Source organism: Cedecea selenatireducens, from assembly GCF_042138895.1.
Taxonomy (GTDB): Bacteria; Pseudomonadota; Gammaproteobacteria; order Enterobacterales; family Enterobacteriaceae; genus Cedecea; species Cedecea selenatireducens.
This window is the reverse complement of sequence record NZ_JBHIKW010000006.1, coordinates 187616-208087: the sequence shown is the minus strand read 5'-3', so window position 1 is coordinate 208087 and position 20472 is coordinate 187616. Positions and strand designations below refer to the sequence as shown.

Below are 20472 nucleotides of genomic sequence, written 5' to 3'. Positions count from 1 at the left end.
CATAAAACCAGCCCTTGATGACTGATTTTCCCTCTCACGCCGGAGCACATTCATGACCGCATTACCTCAGGTATTAAAAATCCGCCGCCCAGATGACTGGCATATCCACCTTCGCGATGGTGATATGCTGAAAACCGTGGTGCCTTACACCAGCCAGACGTATGCCCGCGCGATTGTGATGCCCAATCTTGCGCCTCCTGTTACCAGCGTGGAAGCGGCGGTCGCTTACCGTCAGCGCATTCTTGATGCCGTTCCGGCCGGTCAAAACTTCGAACCCCTGATGACCTGCTACCTGACCGACACGCTCGACCCTAACGAAATTGAGCGCGGTTTTAATGAAGGCGTGTTTACCGCCGCCAAGCTTTATCCGGCCAATGCCACCACCAACTCAGCTCACGGCGTCACCAGTACTGCCGCTATCATGCCGGTGCTTGAACGCATGCAAAAAATTGGCATGCCGCTGCTGGTGCACGGCGAAGTCACCCATGCTGACATCGATATTTTCGATCGCGAAGCGCGTTTTATCGAAACCGTCATGGAGCCATTGCGCCGCCAGCTGCCGGAACTGAAGGTCGTGTTCGAACACATCACCACCAAAGATGCGGCCCAGTATGTGAAGGAAGGCAACTCGCTGATTGGGGCGACCATCACGCCTCAGCACCTGATGTTTAACCGCAACCACATGCTGGTGGGCGGCATCCGGCCACACCTTTACTGCCTGCCAATTCTGAAGCGTAGCGTTCACCAGGATGCCCTGCGCGAGCTGGTTGCCAGCGGCTGTGATCGCGTATTCCTCGGCACCGACTCCGCGCCGCACTCGCGCCATCGCAAAGAGACAAGCTGCGGCTGCGCAGGCTGCTTTAACGCGCCGTCCGCGCTGGGCGCCTATGCCACGGTGTTTGAAGAAATGAATGCGCTGCAGCACTTCGAGGCTTTCACCTCGCTGAACGGCCCACGTTTCTACGGCCTGCCGGTGAATGAAGACAGTATCGAGCTGGTACGCATTGCCGAGAAAATGCCGGAGCTGATTGAAGCCGGTGACGACAGCATCGTCCCGTTCCTCGCCGGAGAGGACGTCACCTGGTCGGTTAAAGGCTAAATTTTTCAACGCCCCCTGTTGCTTACTGGAAATTTAACCTGTATAAATATCCAGTATATTGTACAGGGGGTCGTTATGCGTATTGAAGTGACTATAGCCAAAACCACACCGTTGCCAGCCGGGGCTATCGACGCCCTTGCCAATGAGCTTTCCCGCCGTATCAATCAGCATTTCCCGGACACCAGCAGCGAAGTTCAGGTGCGTTATGCCTCCGGCAACAACCTGTCCGTGCTGGGCGGTGCCAAAGAAGATAAAACGCGAATCAGCGAGATCCTCCAGGAAACCTGGGAAAGCGCTGACGATTGGTTTTCTGCCGACTAATACCCTCAATTATGTTGGTACTTTTTTGCCGGGTGTCGCCATCCGGTTTTTTTATTTCCGTTCTTTCTTCTGATTATTTTTTACCCTTCCAGGCACAAATCTCGCCTCTTCTTTCTATAAACTCAGCATGGCCTGTCGATTTATTGTTCATTTTTCCTAAATGATGCGGAAAAAGTGTTACCAGGTAATTATTTCGCCCCCCGGTAAGCCGTATTATTGATATACTTAACTCGCTTCACGATAAATCACGCATGAACCTCGCTAGCCGTTGTCTTTAAACACGAATAAAAGGGGTTATGATGGAAAAAAATAGTGATGTTATTCAGACTCATCCCCTCGTCGGATGGGACATCAGCACCGTCGACAGCTACGACGCCATGATGCTGCGCCTGCACTACCTGACATCCAATAATCAGAAGCACGATGAAACCGAGATCGGCCAGACGCTCTGGCTGACTACCGATGTCGCCCGGCAATTTATTTCAATTCTTGAGGCCGGAATCGCCAAAATTGAATCCAGTGATTACCAGGAAAGCGATTATCGCAAGCATTGATGACCGATGCTTAACAATAGCCACAGGCACCCAACGGGGTGCCTTTTTTATTTTAAGCTTCCGCGTTAATTGCATCGTCCCGGCGAATTAATTACCCTGCTATAGATAATTTTCCACAGAGAAAAGCTTATGAACTACGACCTCATCATCGTCGGCAGCGGCTCGATCGGTGCCGCCGCAGGCTGCTATGCAACACACTCGGGTCTGAAGGTACTGATGATTGACAGTGGCCACCCCCCTCACGACCAGGGCAGCCACCACGGCGATTCCCGCCTTATGCGCCATGCGTATGGCGAAGGCGAGAAATATGTCCCCCTGGTGCTGCGCGCGCAAAAACTGTGGGACGCGCTGGCCGAAACCAGCGGTGAAAAGCTGTTCCACCGCACCGGGGTTATCAACCTTGGGCCAGCCGACTCTCCGTTTATTCGCAACGTCGCCTCCAGCGCCGAGAAATTCTCCCTACAGCTTGAAACGCTGGATGCCGCAGCGGTAACCGCCCGCTGGCCGGAGATTGCGCTGCCGGAAAACTACGTTGGCCTGTTTGAACCAGACTCCGGCGTGTTGAAAAGCGAGCTTGCCATCGAGACGTACATCAACCTTGCGAAACAGGGCGGCAGCGCCCAGCTGTTTAACTGCAAAGTCACGGATATCCGCCACGGCGACGACGGCGTGACGGTGGTAACCGAAGAAGGCGAGTATCATGGCAGCAAGCTGCTGATCAGCGCCGGGACCTGGGTGACCAAACTGCTGCCGGAGCTTCCGGTCACGCCGGTACGCAAGATCTTTGCCTGGCACCAGGCGGACGGCCGCTACAGCGAGAACAACAAGTTCCCTGCTTTTACGGCAGAAACGCCGAACGGGGACCAGTACTACGGCTTCCCGGCCGAAGATAACGAGCTGAAGCTCGGCAAACATAACGGCGGGCAGCTGATTGATTCCCCCGAACAGCGGAAGCCGTTTGGCGCTGTCGCCAGCGACGGCGCTGAGGTATTCCCCTTCCTGCGTGAGTTTTTGCCGGGGATCGGCTGCTGCCTGCATGGCAAAGCCTGCACCTACGACAACTCGCCGGATGAAGACTTCATCATCGATACCCTTCCCGGCCACGACAACACCCTGATAATCACCGGGCTGAGCGGACACGGCTTTAAATTCGCCTCGGTGTTGGGCGAAATTGCCTGCCAGTTTGCCCTGGGGCAAAAACCTACGTTCGATTTATCTCCGTTCCTACTCTCTCGTTTCAAAACGGCGTAACATCCAGGGTGGCGGGCACTTCCGCCACTTTTACTCCGGGGCCACCATGATTCGCTTCATACAATTTTTAACCCATAATATCCGCGAGCATTTTATTTTGTATCTCATTCTCTGGGCAATTCTTGCGCTGCTCGATGTGGCTTATATCTATTTTTATTAATTAGCGACCCTCTGGTTATATTGACAAATACTGACACAAAATTAATTAAATATAGTTTTACGGCAAATAATTCAATTTGAATAAATAATTACCACCGCCACATCATGATATTAACTTTATATTTATTCGCCTCTACTGAATGCATTCCCCCGGTGTTATTCAAAAAAATAGACATACAATAAATATATGCCCAAAAGGGAATATTTATGTTGATCTGACGTTAACAGAACGCCTATGTTTTACCTTCATTGGGAATACATGGACGCATAAATATGCAATGGCGAAACTCACCCGAACGCTATGGACACCTTTCGGTTCTGCTTCACTGGCTGGTCGCCGCGACGGTGTATGGCATGTTTGCCCTCGGACTGTGGATGGTCACGCTGGGCTATTACGACGTCTGGTACCATAAGGCCCCGGAAATACATAAAAGCATCGGCATATTGTTGATGCTCGGGCTGGTGATACGTATTGTCTGGCGCTTTATTTCTCCACCACCACCTCCGCTAAAAAGCTATTCACGCCTGACGCGGATCGGTGCACTTATCGCTCATATTTTGCTGTACGCATTATTGTTCGCCATTTTGCTGAGCGGGTATCTGATTTCAACGGCTGACGGCAAACCTGTTAGCGTCTTTGGCTGGTTCGAGGTGCCCGCTACGCTAACGGACTTCGGCGCTCAGGCCGATCTCGCCGGCACCGTTCACCTTTGGCTTGCCTGGGGCGTGGTGATTATTTCCCTGCTGCACGCCCTGGCCGCCCTGAAACATCATTTTCTAGATAAAGATGCCACCCTCAAGCGCATGCTGGGGAAAGCATCCCGTTAACTATGGAGAGTAAGACAATGAAGAAAATCCTGCTGGGAGCCACCTTAAGCGCTCTGTTATTTACCACCGGCTCGGCCGTCGCCGCTGACTATAAAATTGATAAACAGGGTCAGCACGCGTTTGTGAATTTCCGTATTCAACACCTCGGCTATAGCTGGCTGTACGGTACCTTCCGTGATTTTGACGGCGGCTTTACCTTCGACGAGAAAAATCCTGCGGCGGATAAAGTGAACGTCACCATCAATACCACCAGCGTTGACACTAACCATGCCGAGCGCGACAAACACCTGCGCAGCGCAGAGTTCCTTAATGTAGCGAAGTTCCCGCAGGCCACTTTCGCCTCAACGGAAGTGAAGAAAGACGGCGAGAAGCTGAATATTACCGGCAATTTGACGCTGAACGGCGTGACGAAGCCAGTGACGCTGGCGGCTAAGCTGATTGGTCAGGGCGATGACCCGTGGGGCGGCGTGCGTGCAGGCTTTGAAGCCGAAGGGAAAATCAAGCTGAAGGACTTCAACATTACTCAGGATTTAGGGCCAGCTTCACAGGACGTTGACCTGATTATCTCTGTTGAAGGTATACGCCAGTAAAAAGCAAATCCCCCGGCAAACCGGGGGATAGCGATTACTTCTCAGGATCGGGAATACCGAGCGTGGTATTCAACATGCCGCGAGACTTATTGAAGATCTTATTCCCGTTTTCACGACCCGCGCGGCGGCGGCGCTGCTCTTCCGGAGACAACACCAGCTCTTCACGGCAAACTTCGCTGCAGCAGCCAGAGAATTTCTCCGCACAGGCCGGGCACTGAATAAACAGCAGGTGGCAGCCGTCATTTTTGCAGTTGGTGTGGCTGTCGCACGGCGTCCCGCACTGGTGGCAGTGGGCAATCACATCATCAGAGATGCGCTCCCCCATTCGCTCATCGAAGACAAAGTTTTTCCCGACAAAACGCACCGGCAAACCTTGTTCACGCGCACGACGCGCGTACTCAATGATCCCACCTTCAATGTGGTAAACGTTTTTAAAGCCGTTATGGCGCATCCAGGCGCTGGCTTTTTCGCAGCGGATCCCGCCGGTGCAGTACATGACAATTTTCTTATCTTTGTCATCCTGCATCATATCCACGGCTTTCGGCAGCTGTTCACGGAAGGTATCCGCCGGGATCTCGAGAGCGTCCTCGAAATGCCCCACTTCATATTCGTAATGGTTACGCATATCGATGAAGACCGCGCTCGGGTCGTCGAGCATGGCGTTAACATCCGCCGCTTTTAGATATTCGCCTACGTCGCTTGCGTCAAACGTGGGGTCATCAATGCCGTCGGCGACGATGCGTTCGCGCACCTTCATGCGCAGCACCCAGAAGGATTTCCCGTCATCCTCAAGGGCAATATTCAGGCGCAAATTATTGAATGCCGGATGGAAGGCATAAAGCGCCTCGCGGAAGGCATCAACACGGCTTTCCGGGACGCTTATTTGAGCGTTAATCCCTTCATGCGCCAGATAGACGCGGCCAAAAACGTTGAGGCTCAAAAACAGCTGATAAAGTGCATCACGCGTGGCCTGCGGCTGTTCAATAGTGAAGTATTTGTAGAATGAGATAGTCGTGCGCGGCTCGGTTTCGGCAAGCATGCGCTCGCGCAGCTCCTCATTCGATACGCGGTTGTGTAACACTGGCATGGTGTTCGCTCGCAATCGTTGAAAAAAAGTGGGCTGCATCATAAAGCAAATAACGTTTATTTACATCCCCGCGTTTTACGCTACATTTTGCTCACTCATCGAGAAAAACAACAACAATCGGCGAAAAATCAGGCACTCTGCCCGCGCTTATTTTGGCTGCGCGTCAAAAAATGTCACAATGGAATGATTAGAAGATCCGGCAATTGCCGTCACAAAGGTTTTACATGACGAACTTACCGCAATTCTCCCGTGCATTATTGCACCCGCGATACTGGCCTACATGGCTGGGTATTGGCTTTTTATACCTGCTTGTACAGCTTCCATACCCGGTACTTTATCGCATTGGCTGCGGGCTGGGCCGGCTGGCAAAACGCCTGATGAAACGCCGCTCACAAATAGCCTACCGCAACCTTGAACTCTGCTTCCCGGACATGAGTGCGGAAAAACGCGAGCAAATGGTGGTCGCCAACTTTGAGTCCGTCGGCATGGGGTTGATTGAAACCGGCATGGCCTGGTTCTGGTCTACCGAGCGCATCAACAAATGGTGCCACTACAAAGGTGTCGACATCGTTAAAGGCATCGAGAAAACCGGTCAGGGTATTTTGCTGATTGGTATTCACTTTCTGACGCTGGAGCTGGGTGCCCGTATTTTCGGCATTAAAACCCCAGGTATCGGCGTGTATCGGCCAAATGACAACCCCCTGCTGGACTGGCTGCAAACCTGGGGGCGGATGCGCTCCAATAAGAGCATGATTGACCGCAGAGATCTGAAAGGCATGATCCGCGCGCTAAAAAATGGCGACATCATCTGGTACGCACCTGACCACGACTACGGCCCACGCGGCAGCGAGTTTGTGCCGTTCTTCGCCGTTGAACAAGCGGCCACCACCACGGGAACCTACACGCTGGCCAAGCTCTCCGGGGCCTGCGCCGTGCCGTTTGTGCCGCGCCGACTGCCAAACGGCAAAGGCTACGAGCTGACGATTATCCAGCCTGAGCTGAACCCGCCGCTTGAAAGCCCGGCAGAAACCGCCCGCTGGATGAATACAATCGTTGAGAAGTGCATCATGATGGCCCCGGAGCAGTACATGTGGCTACACCGCCGCTTCAAGACACGCCCGGAAGGGATGCCAGACCGCTACCAATAATCGCGCAATAGCCGCCGTAACAGGCGGCTTTTTATTACCGTGCGTTTGATCGAAAAAGCCCTTCGATTTGCCAGCCCAATGCCAACAGGCGCATAATTAGCAGAGTAATAATTCCCTCTCTTTTTGGCACTGGCAACTTCGGAGCGGTATGACTCCCCCTGACAGCACTATCAACTGGAAGCGTAATCTGGCCGTCGTCTGGGTTGGCTGCTTCCTGACCGGCGCGGCCTTCAGCCTGGTGATGCCCTTCCTCCCGCTCTACGTCGAGCAGCTCGGCGTCACCGGCCACAGCCAGCTCAATATGTGGTCCGGGTTAGTCTTCAGCATTACCTTCCTGTTTTCCGCCGTGGCTTCGCCTTTCTGGGGCGGACTTGCCGACCGTAAGGGTCGAAAACTGATGCTGCTGCGTTCCGCGCTCGGCATGTCTATCGTCATGCTGTTTATGGGGCTGGCGCAGAATATCTGGCAATTCCTGGCGCTACGGGCCCTGCTCGGCCTGCTCGGCGGGTTTGTGCCTAACGCTAACGCGCTGATAGCCACCCAGATCCCGCGCCATAAAAGCGGCTGGGCGCTTGGCACGCTGTCCACGGGTGCGGTCAGCGGCGCGCTGCTTGGCCCGCTGATGGGCGGCCTGATGGCGGATAACTACGGGCTGCGCTCGGTGTTCTTTATCACCTCATTGGTGCTGTTCCTGTGCTTTGTGATGACGCTGTTCTTTATTCGCGAGTCGTTCACCCCGGTTTCCAAAAAAGACATGCTGCATGTGCGCCAGGTACTGACCTCATTGAAAAATCCGCGCCTGGTGCTGAGCTTGTTTGTCACCACAATGATTATTCAGGTGGCGACCGGCTCTATCGCACCCATTCTTACCCTCTATGTACGCGACCTGGCCGGTAACGTCAGTAACCTGGCGTTTATTAGCGGGATGATTGCTTCCGTGCCCGGCGTTGCGGCGTTGATCAGCGCCCCACGGCTGGGCAAGCTGGGGGATCGTATCGGGCCAGAGAAGATCCTTATCGGCGCGCTGGTTATCTCCGTCCTGCTGCTTATTCCCATGTCGCTGGTGCAAAATACCTGGCAGCTCGGCATATTACGTTTCTTATTAGGGGCCGCAGACGGGGCGCTGTTACCCGCCGTGCAAACGCTGCTGGTCTACAACTCTTCGAACCAAATCTCAGGCCGTATCTTCAGCTATAACCAGTCTTTTCGTGATATCGGCAACGTCACCGGCCCGCTGCTCGGGGCCGCCGTTTCCGCGAGCTACGGCTTTCGCACCGTGTTCCTGGTCACCGCCAGCGTCGTGCTGTTTAACGCGCTTTATTCGTGGATGACCCTGCGCCAGCCCGCCGAACGAGTCCGTATTCCGGGAGAGTAAATCTCAGACTTGCATCTTTGCCAACAGCGTCAACAATTAACTGGAAATCGTAACGGAGCAGCCGCTCCCTGACCTTTGCCACAAGGAGATGCCCATGAGCATGTATGCAACCCTGGAAGCAGAGTAAAGTGAAATACATCTGGAAAAGGTGGTGTGATTTTTTTCTGCGTAAAACTCAATCCAGTCAACGGGTTTGTCCACGCAGCATCCCTACCCGTTACACCACTACCCCATCAACTACAGCCAAGATCCCAACAATTTCACTCACAGTAAAAGGATGTACAGTGCTCATCTGAAATAAACAATCAGTATCACAATTATCACACCACCATAAATAAAGATTAAGTTAAAAGGCCACGATGCACTACTATTCTGTACATAATGCGACCACTCTCATCCTCTCTCACATAGGAATAAAAGTAGCATTACAAAGTGTTAATAAGCTTGGGTTTATTATATTATCTAGTGATGATGCTAAGGTAGTGGGTGCAAAGACACAATCCATCGTATAATTATAGTGTTTAATCAATTCTTGCCGTGAATGTTTCAGTAGTTTTCGACTTTTGCACAGGGGATACTGGGAAAACATCGACTTCCATTTTATTAGAAGACCTTTCAAATTTTCCTACAAAATTCTAATCAGTCCTGAACTGAAGTTTAAAATACTTTGTTAAACCCTCACTACTATTAGAAACCTTGCTGTTAATATCCTTAAGCTCGTTCAGACTATCAGTTAATTTATAAAAAGCATCATTCACTTTTGAGAAATCACCTTCATAAGCCATATCTAAATATTTCTTTTCATCATATTCTTCACTATAAAGCAAAGAAATACCAAAAGAAGAATAAAACGAACCCAATAAATCCACATAGTTATTTAAATTAAGATTAACATCGCTAAGTCTCTTGAAATATATATCAATCAATTGATTTTTTATTAAAACCCCTTCAACTACCTGAAAATTAATCAAGTCATCATTTAAATCATTACAATATTGTTTGAAAAGCGGATTTATTGAAAACACAAGAATCCTTGTGTATTCGGAAATCCATATAGAGCATCCTTTTATTGTAGTATAATGATCATCTTTTGGGCTGATTAAGTGTCCATTAAATTCATAATCAGGCTCTATATCAATGCTACGAGAATAGCAATCAATATAAGCTCTTGTTTTGTCGAGATTTGAACTTAACAATTCAAAACAAGAATCTGACTTTCTTATTTTTATATATATTTTTTTAGCAAACCCATATGAGTCTTCTTTAAATTTTTCTTGCCATATTTTTTTAGCCTGTATCCCAGCCATCAGTGCTAATGCTACTAAAGCCATATCAGCACAAGCAGACACAAAAGAAGCATCTATCCCTTTAGTAACGTACACATCAATGAACATCCAAACGACACCACCACAAAAGAAAGCTACGTAATATCTGAAGATATACGGCCTAACAAAGTTAAATACTCTCTTTATCATATTCACTACTGAATCCTTCACCTAATCCCCTGTAAGGTCTTATCTTACAACAACTGAAGCAAATATCGTATAACTCCATTACGCCGTCCATAATCGTTCCTGGAACGTTTTAGAAGGAATGGATTTGATTCTTCTATATCGTAATCACAATACCCTTGATCTGTTATCGTAAACTTGCCGATGAACTTGTGGATCTTCTTCTTAAAGGTGTTACTACTATTTTTAGTAGTTGACGCTATACCCTTACGTAGTTGTTCTCTGAAACAGTCCATAGTAAAATACTCTCCTTTTTACTTCTTGGCTTTTGGCAAATGAAAATTAAATCTAAATCAAAGAAACTTCGTGATGATTTTCAGTTATCTCATGTAGCATGGTTTTTCGTAGGAATATTGGCAACAGTAGCATTCCAATGGATTGTCTATAAAGATCCAAAACAAGTTACGGCACCCGGTATATCAACATTAGTGGCTATGTCAGCTTTCATGTTAGCTTTGTGGTCAGCGTTTAAAGTTAATAAATGGCTGAACAATAAAGTTAATGAGTCTGGTTTTAAACAAACAGAAAAAATATTAGAGTCAATATCTAAAATTCATACATCTTCGAGGATTATTTTAGAAAATTGTAAGACGTTATCATCAACAGATATAATAGATGCCCTCGCCAATCAATCAGAGGGTATTAAGAATAATTCAACAAGAGTATTAAGTGATATAAGAGAGAACATAGTAAAGCAAACAAAAACATGTGAAGAAACCAACCTTCAATTACAGGTTTTCATTTATGAACTGCCAATGTGGAATATCACATTAAAAAATAAAGCAATCGAAAATAACATTATCAATATCACCTCTGCTACAAAAATATTTACTGATAAGTGTAACGAAATAGAAGAGCAAGTAAATAAAAAGAATATACATTATGTTCTTACAATATCTAATGAGATTACCAATGAATTTCATCCTATTCTATTTGAACATCTAAAACCAGTTTTACTAAAAAATTATCATGAAATCTTCACTCCAGTCACATCACCCTCAAAAAAGGCTGATTAGTAGTAGCTATCTCCTCCTCATAAACTGCCAGCATCGGTTCGAAGTATTCAGGACTGGCAGTTTCTGTAAACCCATCTTTCATTTAGTACTTACTAATAAAACCCACTGGCAATTCACGTTTAATACGTGCTTCTATCTTTGCTACGAGTGAATGCGTTATCACAGCACAACTTTTTACCCATACGGATAAATTTTCAAAGCACTTACTCTCCCCTCTCCTCCCATCCAGCTTTAGTCTGCTTTGACAGCCTTCTTATCGCCATCTATACATTCTTTTACGCCCATTCTGATGCGATTAAAGGAGATGCCCATGAGCATGTATGCAACCCTGGAAGAAGCCATTGATGCCGCGCGGGAGCAGTATCTTGCCGAAAACCCAAGCGTGGATGAAGAGAGCGCCAGCGTCGAGCAGTTCAATTTCCAGAAGTACGTTTTGCAGGATGGCGACATCATGTGGCAGGCCGAGTTCTTTACCGACGACAGCGAGGAAGGTGAATGCCTGCCGATGCTCAGCGGAGAAGCGGCGCAAAGCGTGTTTGACGGCGATTTCGATGAGATTGAGCTGCGCCAGGAGTGGCTGGAAGAGAATACGCTGCACGAGTGGGACGAAGGTGAGTTTCAGCTCGAGCCGCCGCTGGACACCGAAGAGGGTCGCACGGCAGCAGACGAGTGGGATGAGCGCTAGCCGCTACTCATAAGGCCCGTGGCTGGCGTCTATAGGCAGCAGCAGGGTGTCAAAAATCAGCGAAAACGGCAGGTCCAGCACGGTGATATAGCGCCATGCACCTTCGCGCACGTCCCAACGCACGCCGGGGTAGTACTGGTTACCGTGTCCCTGCCCCGGCACCGTTCTGCTGATAATGCTGCCGCAGCCGCTCAGCAGAAAGGCCATCACCAGCACCGCAATTATTTTACCCACACCCGCTCTCCTGTTTATATCGCGCTGAGTATAACCATCGCCGGATAAAAGGCAAAAAAATGCCGACCCGAAGGTCGGCATCTTCAGGGCGCTACGACGTTATTTGGTCGAAAGCGCCAGCGGGTTAAGCTGCAGCTTGTTGTAGCTATCAACCCAGGAGGAATAGCGCTCCGGATTAGCCCACACGCGGTAATGCAGACGCGACATGGTCATCGGGTCGCTCAGCAGCACCAGGCGGCGGTCACGGTTGAGCTTGTCCGGCGTCTCGTTCAGCGCCTGCTCAACGTGGCGGTCACGGGCAATCTCCAGCACCAGGCTCTTACGGTGGCGAGCCGTCGCCATCGCGGTACTCAGGGCGTTAAACGACGGGTTAAACACCGCGTGCATAAAGCCATCGTCCAGCGTGCGGCTGCGGTTCAGCTCCAGATAGTTCTCGGTATCTACCAGTACCTGAGGCGGGGAATACTCTTCCGGGATCAGGAACAGCTTCCAGCGCTTAGTGCGCAGGCCGAGGGTCGCCCGGCTCGAGAGCACGGAAACGAACGGCGACAGGATCAGCGAGAACACAATCGGCGCCAGCCAGAACAGGAAGCGCAGATCCAGCCACGCCATCCCTACGGCCCAGACCAGACCCAGCAGAAGCTGAGAACCATGGCGCATAAAGGCTTCACCCCACGGCGTGGAGTCATCGTCACGCTGCGGTGAGTTCCAGACCACTTCCCAACCGAGGAACGCGCTGACCACAAACACGGTATGGAACAGCATGCGCACCGGCGCCAGCAGCACGGAGAACAGCACTTCGAGCAGCAGCGAACAGGTCACGCGCAGGAAGCCGCCGTATTCTTTGGAGCCCTTACACCAGATCAGAATGATACTCAGCAGCTTCGGCAGGAACAGCAGAACCATCGTCGAGGCAAACAGCGCTATCGCCAGCTCAGGACGCCACTGCGGCCAGACCGGGAACAGCTGGCGCGGCTGCAGGAAGTACTGCGGCTCGGTCAGAGCATGTACAACCTGCAGCGCGGTGGACAGCGCAAGGAACATAAACCACAGCGGCGCAGACAGATAGGACATAACGCCCGTCAGGAACACCGCGCGGTGAACCGGGTGCATCCCTTTCACCAGGAACAGGCGGAAGTTCATCAGGTTGCCCTGGCACCAGCGGCGGTCACGCTTGAGCTCGTCCAGCAGGTTCGGCGGCAGTTCTTCGTATGAGCCCGGCAGATCGTAGGCAATCCATACGCCCCAGCCGGCACGACGCATCAGCGCGGCTTCTACGAAGTCGTGGGAAAGAATTGACCCGGCAAAGTTACCGTCACCCGGCAGCGGCGCCAGCGCACAGTGTTCGATGAACGGCTTCACGCGAATAATCGCGTTGTGGCCCCAGTAGTGGGATTCCCCCAACTGCCAGAAGTGCAGACCTGCTGTAAACAGCGGCCCATAGACTCGGGTGGCGAACTGCTGGCAGCGCGCGTACAGCGTGTCCATACCGGACGCTTTTGGCGAAGACTGAATAATGCCTGCCTTCGGGTTCGCTTCCATCAGGCGCACAAGGTTGGTCAGGCAATCACCGCTCATTACGGAGTCGGCGTCCAGCACCACCATGTAGCTGTACTGCTTGCCCCAGCGACGGCAGAAGTCATCAATGTTACCGCTTTTGCGCTTCACGCGGCGGCGGCGGCGGCGATAGAATATTTGCCCTTCGCCCTGCACTTCCGCCACCAGCTCCATCCAGGCCTTCTGCTCGGCAACGCAGATATCCGGGTTGTAGCTGTCGCTCAGAATGTAGACGTCGAAATGAGCCTGCTGCCCGGTCGCTTTTACCGACTCCCAGGTCGCACGCAGGCCGGCAAACACGCGATCCACGTCTTCATTACAAATCGGCATGATAAGCGCCGTACGGTGTTCAGGGTTGATAGGCTCATCCCCTACCGTTGACGCAGAAATGCTGTATTTATCTTTACCCATCAGCAGCTGCAGGAAGCCCATCAGCGCGGTCCAGAAACCGGCGGAGACCCAGCAGAACAGCACGGCAAACAGAATAAGGATGCCGCTTTGCAGGATATACGGCAGCAGCTGCATGAAGGAGACCCACAAATCCTGGCCGCCCATGTCCGCCGGGTTAATCAGCGCCCAGCCCTGATACGGAAGAATCGTCTTCATGTACCAGGTCGCGACCACGGTCTGCGCCAGCGTCAGGATCAGCAGGATGTAGCGACGGATCGTGCCGACGGTACGCCATTTCTGCTCGGACGCCTCTTCTTCTTTTGACGCAAACCTAGATTTCGTTTCACGGCCAAGCAGGCGATCCCAGAAACGGCCAATGGGGTTGGTACGCCACGGATCCGGGAACATAGAAGCACGCGTCGCCTTCGGCATGGCCTGAAGCTGGGTGCGCCCTTCCTCATCGGTAATCAGCTGTTCGCCGCCGAGAGAGCCAGGCCAGCTCGCCTCGAGGCGAGCTTTTACCGAAGCAAGAGGAGAATCATCCGCACGCTCATAGTGGTGATGCTGCGCGTCAAGCGCCTCATGCACCGCCTGAAGATCGGATGCAGGAAGACCCGCCTTCTGCTCAGCAGAAAGCGGGAGTGCCTCAATGTAATCGGGCGAGAATTCAGTAGACTTATTCATTGGCAGGCAGCTGGTAGCTCCAGGTTTCACTCAATGTCTGCTCGCCGTTGACCAGCGCAGCACGCATCTCCGTCGTCTTCTTCTCGTCTTTCAGCTTCACGCGCAGCGTTAAGCGCCAGCCTTTGTTGACCGGGTTATAACGCACCTGGCTGTCAACGATTTCACCGTTATCGCCAATGCTGGTTTGCGCGGTGACCGGCGTATCGGTTGGCAGCTTTTTCATCTCTGCGCCGGTAAAGTCAACGACAAACGCAATGGTGCCGTCCGGCTGGCGAATCAGGTTGGACTGCTTAACGTCGCCGGTCGAGCGGCGGGTTTGCAGCACATACGCGTTATCCGGCGCATGCATTTTGTCTTCATCGCGGCTAAAGGTGATGGTGTACTTAAAGTTCATCTCTTTGCCCGGATCCGGCAGTTGATCCGGCGTCCAGTAGGCCACGATGTTATCGTTGGTTTCGTCGTTCGTTGGGATCTCAACCAGCTCTACCCGGCCTTTACCCCAATCCCCTACCGGGGCAACCCACGCGCTTGGGCGCTGATCGTAACGATCGTCTAAATCTTCAAAGCGAGAGAACTGGCGGCCACGCTGCAGCAGACCAAAACCAACCGGGTTTTCCGTGGCATAAGAGCTTACGGCCAGGTGTTTCGGGTTGTTCAGCGGACGCCAGATCCACTCTCCGTTGCCGGCGTGGATAGACAGACCGTTGGAGTCATGCAGTTCCGGGCGGAAGTTAGTGGTTGGAGACGGCTGGTTCGGCCCAAACAGGAACATACTGGTCAGCGGCGCTACGCCCAGCTTGCCCACTTTGTCACGCAGGTAAACCTTAGACTGCACGTTCACCACGGTGTCACGCCCTGGGGTGATAACGAAACGGTAAGCCCCGGTCGCTCGTGGGGAATCAAGCAATGCGTACAGGGTTAACGTTTTATCCGTTGGTTTCGGACGTTCAATCCAGTATTCGCGGAAGCGCGGGAACTCTTCACCAGACGGTAAGGCAGTATCAATCGCAAGTCCACGGGCGGACAGGCCATACACCTGGCCGGCGCCAATCACGCGGAAATAACTCGCTCCGAGCATGCTGACAATTTCGTCATTCTTATCTTTGCTGTTGATCGGATAGAGCACTTTGAACCCGGCAAAGCCGAGATCTTTTACGGTGTCTTTATCGTGCTTTACATCACCGAAGTTAAAATAGTCCGGATTGTATTTAATCTGGTGTACCGCAGTGGCGGTCACTTCGTTGATGGTTACCGGCGTGTCGAAGTACATACCCTGATGGTAGAACTCGAGCTTGAATGGGGTCTTGATGTTGTTCCAGTACGCTTTATCGTGATTGAACTGGATCTGCTGGTAGTCCGCGTATTTCATGTCGCGGAATTGCGAAGGCAGGTTGCTTTTCGGTGCTTCGTAGCTCTTGCCCGCTAAGGTTTTCGCCTGTTTTGCGACGTCGTCGATAGTGAAGGCCCAAACCGAGGTGGTATAAAGGGACAACATTACCGCAGCGCCAAGCCAGGACACTTTCATCATATTTGCTTTATGTTTCATATTAACCAGCACATCCCCCTTTGTGTGCTTAAATCAATCTATCCATTTTAATGGAAAGTTTTGCTTTCCGACAACCAAATCACTGCTTTGTTCAGCGTACTGGCTCAGGGTTTAAGCAAAATAAAGACAACTGCTTACGCTTTAAGAGTTCATCCTGGCGACAGGATGACATGCTTAGTGTAGGGTTGCCACGAATATGTAGACTGAACTGGACTTTTAGCCTGATGGGATAAGGTCTTAAGGATAAGACGAATAGTCTGAAAATGTCTGGAGTATTATGAGTAAAGCACCGCAACAACGTGAGTTTTTCCTGGATTCTATCCGGGCATGGTTGATGCTATTGGGCATCCCGTTCCACATTTCGCTTATCTATTCGAGCCACCACTGGCACGTGAATAGCGCGATGCCTTCTGCGAGCCTGACGCTATTTAATGACTTTATTCACGCGTTTCGTATGCAGGTATTCTTCGTTATTTCTGGCTATTTTTCCTACATGTTATTTCTGCGCTACCCGCTGAAACGCTGGTGGACCGTGCGCGTGGAGCGTGTCGGCATCCCGATGCTGACGGCCATACCGCTGCTGACGCTGCCTCAGTTCCTGATGCTGCAATACATCAACGACAAGGCAGGCCTGTGGCACACGCTCACGGGCTACCAAAAATACAACACGCTGGTGTGGGAACTGGTCTCCCACCTGTGGTTTTTACTGGTGCTGGTGATATTAACCACACTCGGCATGGTTTTGTTTCAAAAAATTAATAATTTTATAATTAGAAACGAACAGAATAATAATTCGCCAATAACGCTGGGAAAACTCTCAGTTTTATTCTTAGGCTTTGGTCTTTTATATGCCGCTATTCGGCGAACTATTTTTCTTATTCACCCGCCATTATTAAGCGACGGGCTGTTTAATTTCGTCGTGATGCAGACGCTGTTTTATCTGCCGTTCTTTATGCTCGGTGCGCTGACCTTCAAACGCGACTCGCTGAAGATCCTGTTCACCACGCCTTCACGCTGGAGCCAGGCAGGCGCCGTCCTGGCCTTTGCGGCCTATTTATTAAACCAGCGCTACGGCAGCGGCGATGCCTGGATGTACGAAACGGAAAGCGTGATCACCATGCTGATGGGGCTATGGATGGTCAACGTGGTCTTTTCGCTGGGCTACAAAATGCTGAACTTCAAATCAGCGCGGGTAACCTATTTCGTCAATGCATCGCTGTTTATTTATCTGGTGCACCACCCGCTCACGCTGTTCTTCGGCGCGTTTATTACGCCGCACATCACGTCCAATATCTTAGGGTTCTTCAGCGGGCTGGTCTTTGTGGTCGGCATTGCGCTGCTGCTTTATGAGCTGCACTTGCGCATTCCGCTTCTTCGCTTCCTGTTTTCAGGCAAGCCGAAGGAGAAAGCGGCTACGCCACAATCATTTGCTGGATAACACACGAAAGGCCGGTCATTAACACCGGCCTTTGTTATCTCTGCGCCAGGAATCTTAGCCGCCGCAGATTGAAGTTTTATGAAGCTGTCGTGATTTATTTATGACACTCAGCTGCAATCTGCTGATAAATCTGCGTGTTTTCATCATCAAAGCAGACAAACACCACGCTTTCCGGCAGCGGACGCATACCGATGTATTTATAGACGGTATCCCAGGCTATGCGCGCCGCCTGTGCCTTCGGGAAGCCATAAACCCCGGTGCTTATCGCCGGGAAAGCAATCGTTCTGTAGCCGTTGGCGGCGGCTAAATCCAGGCTGTTGCGGTAAGCCAGTTCCAGCAGTTCCGCTTCGTTCTGCTCTCCGCCGTGCCATACTGGCCCCACGGCGTGAATAACCGCTTTTACTGCAATATTCCCTGCTTCGGTGATAACCGCGTGGCCGGGGGCACATTCCCCCTGTAGCTGGCGTACCGCTTTACAGGCTTCCAGCAGCGCAGGCCCGGCGGCACGATGAATCGCCCCGTCCACTCCCCCACCGCCCATCAGCGTAGGGTTTGCCGCGTTGACGATCACATCGACCTCAATCTGTGTGATATCCCCCTGGACTACCTGTATGCGTTCACTCATTAACCATTCTCCAACTGTACTTTGCCGTAGTCTATTCTCGTCAGACGGGGCACGTACATGACTATTATCGTTTCCGGACATTTCAACTTTTAAAAATGTTCAGATATCAGCCACAAAAAGCCCCGCCTTAACGGAGCATTTGTTATTGGATTAGAAATCAACAGTCATGGAAAGTTTCAACGTGCGCGGGTCACTTTGCGTAATATACGAGCCGCTGTCGTCGATGGATGCCCAGTATTTCTCGTTGGTCACGTTTTCCACGTTGGCACGCCAGGTCAGCGTCTGGTCGTTCACCTTCGTGCTGTAACGCACGCCGAGATCGAGCCGCGTCCAGCCGTTGAGCTTCAGGCTGTTGTCGACGTTGGCATACTGGGAGCCGGTGCGGATAAGCGTCCCGGTCGCAGTCAGGTTCTGCACCCACGGCAGATCCCATTCACCGCCTACGGACCAGGAGTAGCGAGGTACGCCAATGGCGTCTTTGCCATCATTGGTGCCACCGCTGGTTTTGACCATCTCAGGCTGAAGCCACAGCGCGCTCCCCAGCAGGCGCACGCCGTACATCGGCTCGCCAAAGACGTTCAGCTCCATACCGCGGCTACGCTGCTCACCGTAGAGGCCGTAAACGTTGTTGCTGTCGATCATCCCCACCGGCTTTTTGACCTCAAACAGCGCCATGCTCCCGCCCACGCGGCCGAAGTCCATCTTCACACCAACTTCGTTCTGCTTTGACTGCACGATACCGACCACGTTACCGGCATTGGTCGCTTTCGACGTTGCCGTTGGGCCAGGCTGTAGCGCTTCAATATGGTTAGCATAGAAGGAAACAGGCTCCCACGGCTTCACCACCAGGCCATAAACCGGCGTAACTTTGAAAGCGTCAAAGCGCGACTTCGTGTCTTCGATGCCGGTATAGCTGTAGTTACGAACCCGCACTTCCTGGCGGCGAGCCCCCAGGGTCAACAGGACCTTATCATCCAGCGCAGAGAGCGTGTCGGAAAGAGAAACGCCGCCGGTAATCGTGCGGCTACGCTGGGTTGGATCGTCCATATCGCTGCCGGAAGCGACCGTCGGAAAACGACTGAGGTCGAGATAAGACGGATCGTAGATGTTATTCCCGACGGCAGTTTTACTGGACGACATGGTGTAGGCCGCACGGGTTTTGCGGTAAACGCCTGAATAGCCCAGGTTCACGCTGTGGCCGATAAAGCCGGTATCAAACTTACCTCTCACCCCGCCCATGCCGGAGAAAGCGTCGGCGATGTAGCGCGTAGAAAGGCGCGTCTGGCTGGTATTGCCCTTGTTATCAACAAACTTTGGCACGCTGTAATTGCCACGCTCGTCGGTTTCGCTGGTACCCAGCGCGCCATAAAGCGTCCAGTTGTCCTGCAGATCATACTCGCTGTGCAGGGCGGCAAAACGGCTGCTCATATCCGAATAAACCCACGGCTGCCCGTAGTTTGTCCGGTTATCCGGTACGTCAGGCATCTCCGTAATCGCCCCAACGCCAACGCCGATACGGCCATTATGCACCGTCATTTTCTGATAGCCGCCGTCGAAGGAAGTCCGCAGCTTATCGCCTTTGTAATCCAGCCCAACGCTTGCCAGCGACGTTCTGTCCTTCTGGCCGTGAACTTCGCTTTCGCCCTCGCGGTGAAGCAGGTTAACTCGCGCGCCAAACTGCTCGTTATCACCAAATCTGCGGCCGGTATCCAGCGTGCCGCCTACCTGCGAGCGCCCGGTATAATCCACGCCAAGCTGGGTATGCGGTTCACTTCCCGCCCGCTTAGGCTCGATATTGATCGCCCCGCCCACGCCAGAGCCACCCGGCGGCACGCCGTTCAGGAACGCCGTAGAACCTTTAATAACCTCCACGCGCTCCGCAATGGCCGTGCTCGTTATCTGGCGCGGCAGCACGCCGTAAAGCCCGCCGTAGGAAATATCGTCGCCGTCGAGCAGGAAACCTCGGATTCGGTAGGATTCGCCGAAGTTACCGTAGCTGCGCACGGGCTGCACGGTGGCGTCGTTGCGAATAATGTCGCTGATAGTATTGGCCTGCTTATCCTCAATCATTTTTGAGGTATAGCCGATAACGTTAAACGGCACGTTACGCGCATCCTGTTCACCGAGCATACCCAGGCGCCCGCCGTTGGCTACCTGCCCTTCCAGGTAAGCCGGGACCAGATCGTTACCGCCCGCGCTGAACTGATTATCCGGGGTAGCCGTTACGGTAATGGTCTCTTCTTTAGCGGCAGTTTTTTGTTGGGTATCTGCCTGAGTCGCGGCGACCGCAGGCAGGCAAGCGGCAGCGATCAACGCCGCAATCAGGCGAGTTTTAAACCCGGCCTGATGAGAAAATGGATGAGGCATCTAAAGT

19 protein-coding genes are annotated in these 20472 nt (G+C 51.9%); 12 read left to right on the top strand and 7 right to left on the bottom strand.

What is annotated here, in order from left to right; all coding sequences use genetic code 11:
- Positions 1-52 precede the first annotated feature (52 nt).
- The 7 genes from pyrC (at position 53) to ACE38U_RS12295 (ending at position 4802) form a co-directional block, all read left to right on the top strand.
- The gene (gene pyrC / locus ACE38U_RS12325; RefSeq protein WP_375529835.1) at positions 53-1099 is read left to right on the top strand and encodes a dihydroorotase; all 1047 of its coding nucleotides are present in this window, start codon (positions 53-55) and stop codon (positions 1097-1099) included.
- Between the two features lie 75 nt (positions 1100-1174).
- Positions 1175-1420, top strand: a complete 246-nt coding sequence (gene dinI, locus ACE38U_RS12320) for a DNA damage-inducible protein I (protein WP_038473733.1) — start codon at positions 1175-1177, stop codon at positions 1418-1420.
- A 299-nt stretch (positions 1421-1719) separates the two neighbouring features.
- The gene (bssS, locus tag ACE38U_RS12315) at positions 1720-1974 is read left to right on the top strand and encodes a biofilm formation regulator BssS (RefSeq protein WP_008453527.1); all 255 of its coding nucleotides are present in this window, start codon (positions 1720-1722) and stop codon (positions 1972-1974) included.
- Between the two features lie 129 nt (positions 1975-2103).
- Complete coding sequence (solA, locus tag ACE38U_RS12310) at positions 2104-3225, top strand: N-methyl-L-tryptophan oxidase (RefSeq protein ID WP_375529834.1); 1122 nt, start codon at positions 2104-2106, stop codon at positions 3223-3225.
- Between the two features lie 46 nt (positions 3226-3271).
- Positions 3272-3385 (top strand): DUF2770 family protein, encoded by a 114-nt coding sequence (locus ACE38U_RS12305; protein ID WP_375529833.1) that lies wholly within the window; start codon positions 3272-3274, stop codon positions 3383-3385.
- A 272-nt stretch (positions 3386-3657) separates the two neighbouring features.
- Positions 3658-4212, top strand: a complete 555-nt coding sequence (locus tag ACE38U_RS12300) for a cytochrome b (protein ID WP_375529832.1) — start codon at positions 3658-3660, stop codon at positions 4210-4212.
- Positions 4213-4229: 17 nt separating this feature from the next.
- Positions 4230-4802 (top strand): YceI family protein, encoded by a 573-nt coding sequence (locus ACE38U_RS12295; protein ID WP_176982334.1) that lies wholly within the window; start codon positions 4230-4232, stop codon positions 4800-4802.
- Between the two features lie 34 nt (positions 4803-4836).
- On the opposite strand, the gene trhO is transcribed toward ACE38U_RS12295, so the two are convergent.
- Positions 4837-5889, bottom strand: coding sequence for an oxygen-dependent tRNA uridine(34) hydroxylase TrhO (gene trhO / locus ACE38U_RS12290; protein WP_176982333.1), 1053 nt, complete (start codon positions 5887-5889; stop codon positions 4837-4839).
- A 224-nt stretch (positions 5890-6113) separates the two neighbouring features.
- Here trhO and ACE38U_RS12285 point away from each other — a divergent pair, with 224 nt between their 5' ends.
- Entirely contained in the window at positions 6114-7037 is a 924-nt protein-coding gene (locus ACE38U_RS12285; RefSeq protein WP_375529831.1) for a Kdo(2)-lipid IV(A) acyltransferase, read from the top strand.
- A gap of 148 nt (positions 7038-7185) precedes the next feature.
- Positions 7186-8412 (top strand): multidrug efflux MFS transporter MdtG, encoded by a 1227-nt coding sequence (gene mdtG / locus ACE38U_RS12280; RefSeq protein WP_375529830.1) that lies wholly within the window; start codon positions 7186-7188, stop codon positions 8410-8412.
- Between the two features lie 635 nt (positions 8413-9047).
- Here the strand turns inward: mdtG and ACE38U_RS12275 are convergent.
- Complete coding sequence (locus ACE38U_RS12275; protein ID WP_375529829.1) at positions 9048-9893, bottom strand: hypothetical protein; 846 nt, start codon at positions 9891-9893, stop codon at positions 9048-9050.
- Positions 9894-10198: 305 nt separating this feature from the next.
- Here ACE38U_RS12275 and ACE38U_RS12270 point away from each other — a divergent pair, with 305 nt between their 5' ends.
- Both ACE38U_RS12270 and ACE38U_RS12265 read left to right on the top strand, forming a co-directional pair.
- Entirely contained in the window at positions 10199-10939 is a 741-nt protein-coding gene (locus ACE38U_RS12270; RefSeq protein ID WP_375529828.1) for a hypothetical protein, read from the top strand.
- 310 nt (positions 10940-11249) lie between these two features.
- On the top strand, positions 11250-11624 hold the full coding sequence (locus ACE38U_RS12265) for a MysB family protein (protein ID WP_038473752.1): 375 nt from the start codon (positions 11250-11252) through the stop codon (positions 11622-11624).
- A gap of 3 nt (positions 11625-11627) precedes the next feature.
- Here ACE38U_RS12265 and ACE38U_RS12260 read toward each other — a convergent pair whose 3' ends face one another.
- The 3 genes from ACE38U_RS12260 to mdoG form a co-directional block, all read right to left on the bottom strand.
- Positions 11628-11849, bottom strand: a complete 222-nt coding sequence (locus tag ACE38U_RS12260) for a YceK/YidQ family lipoprotein (protein ID WP_370527394.1) — start codon at positions 11847-11849, stop codon at positions 11628-11630.
- Between the two features lie 108 nt (positions 11850-11957).
- Positions 11958-14489 carry a glucans biosynthesis glucosyltransferase MdoH gene (gene mdoH, locus ACE38U_RS12255; RefSeq protein ID WP_038473754.1) on the bottom strand — a complete coding sequence of 844 codons (2532 nt, stop codon included), beginning with the start codon at positions 14487-14489 and terminating at the stop codon, positions 11958-11960.
- Positions 14482-16017 (bottom strand): glucans biosynthesis protein MdoG, encoded by a 1536-nt coding sequence (mdoG, locus tag ACE38U_RS12250; RefSeq protein ID WP_144244085.1) that lies wholly within the window; start codon positions 16015-16017, stop codon positions 14482-14484. Before mdoG ends, mdoH begins: the two co-directional genes overlap by 8 nt.
- Before the next feature lie 295 nt (positions 16018-16312).
- On the opposite strand from mdoG, the gene mdoC reads away from it, so the two are divergent.
- Positions 16313-17473, top strand: coding sequence for a glucans biosynthesis protein MdoC (gene mdoC, locus ACE38U_RS12245; protein ID WP_038473756.1), 1161 nt, complete (start codon positions 16313-16315; stop codon positions 17471-17473).
- Positions 17474-17567: 94 nt separating this feature from the next.
- On the opposite strand, the gene ymdB is transcribed toward mdoC, so the two are convergent.
- Positions 17568-18098 carry an O-acetyl-ADP-ribose deacetylase gene (gene ymdB, locus ACE38U_RS12240; protein ID WP_038473758.1) on the bottom strand — a complete coding sequence of 177 codons (531 nt, stop codon included), beginning with the start codon at positions 18096-18098 and terminating at the stop codon, positions 17568-17570.
- Positions 18099-18248: 150 nt separating this feature from the next.
- Positions 18249-20465 (bottom strand): TonB-dependent receptor, encoded by a 2217-nt coding sequence (locus ACE38U_RS12235; protein ID WP_375529827.1) that lies wholly within the window; start codon positions 20463-20465, stop codon positions 18249-18251.
- Between the last annotated feature and the right edge of the window lie 7 nt (positions 20466-20472).